Raw genomic sequence first — 441 nt, 5'->3', positions numbered from 1 at the left:
GGCTCATCGCAATCGAGGGTGTAGGAGTGGTCTGAAGCCGCCGGCTTCGAGCAGTGACCGTGTGATGTAGTGAGTCAGGTTGCGGAAGCCCAGGGCCGAGCCGCGGAGGTGTTCGAGGCGCCCGTTGATCGCTTCGGTGGGTCCGTTCGAGGTGCCGGGGCGTTCGAAGAACGCGAGCACGTCGGCGGCGCGCTGCTTCAACGTCCGCCCGAGTCGGCGGATCTCGGTGAGAGCGGCGGGGACGCCGCTGCTGACGGCGTCGATCACTGCGCGCATCATCTCCTTGGCCTTGTTCTTGTCGGGTTCGCGGTAGGCCGCGACGATGCGCTGGTAGATGCCCCAGGTCGCTTCGACCTCGATGTGCTCCTCGACGGCGAATACCGCGTCGAGGCGGGCGGTCTGCTTCTCGGTGAGGAAGCTCGCGCCGGTGTGAAGGATGCG

General features: G+C 66.7%; 1 protein-coding gene. It reads right to left on the bottom strand.

The genetic code is table 11. The features are described 5' to 3' along the window. Positions 1–3 precede the first annotated feature (3 nt). On the bottom strand, positions 4–441 hold a 438-nt coding region (locus tag QM019_RS12705; protein ID WP_282853307.1), incomplete at its 5' end, for a transposase.

Origin of the sequence: Gulosibacter sediminis (genome assembly GCF_030011715.1) — a bacterium.
Lineage (GTDB): Bacteria > Actinomycetota > Actinomycetes > Actinomycetales > Microbacteriaceae > Gulosibacter > Gulosibacter sediminis.
This window is presented reverse-complemented; position numbering and strand designations above follow the sequence as displayed.